The following is a 623-nucleotide window of genomic DNA, read 5'->3' as shown; positions in this document are numbered from 1 at the left end:
CATAAAACGAGTTATCCGCAACCAGGGCCAACCCGGTACCCCAGTGGCCACGCTGCATCTGATCACCAATGACACCAACCCGGAAGACTGCCGCACGAGCACCCAAAATGGTATCGATATTCTCGACTAGCTTCATACCCGGGATGGTGCCCTCGAAGTAGTACGGTGCATAGGCTTCAGTCTGTCCACCATGACGCGTCGGATAGTTTGCAATGTTGGTGTAGGTATCACCGGCATCGATGTGCAGGTTGACCCCGTACTGGTCGAAGCGATCCACCAGTTGCTGCAAAATATCGCGGTGTGGGCGGTAGCTTGCCACCGACATCTGCGCGCATGCATCAGTATCCGCACCAGGTGTGTCGCAGCCAGCCTGCTGCCACTGCGAGTTCATCCAATTAAGCTGCAGGAACAAATCCGGTCGCTCAGGATCAGCACCCCACTGATCAAGCGGCATGACCGTCCCGTCGTGTAAGGTGACGCCTTCGCGCTCCCAGACATCCGGCAGACCGTCACCATCAGAATCAACAGCACTGTCCTGGGTTGCAACCTCCATGTGCATGGCAGCAGTCAACGTTGCACCAGCATCAATGCGCTCAAACCAACGACCACGCTGGAAGCTGGCC

1 pseudogene is annotated in these 623 nt (G+C 56.8%); it reads right to left on the bottom strand.

What is annotated here, in order from left to right:
• Nucleotides 1–623: pseudogene (locus JMN37_RS11280) on the bottom strand (hypothetical protein); the annotation flags it as partial.

The organism is Corynebacterium lipophilum, from assembly GCF_024102595.1.
Taxonomy (GTDB): domain Bacteria; phylum Actinomycetota; class Actinomycetes; order Mycobacteriales; family Mycobacteriaceae; genus Corynebacterium; species Corynebacterium pseudogenitalium.
Note: the sequence above shows the minus strand (reverse complement) of the source record. Positions and strands in the feature narration are given on the sequence as shown.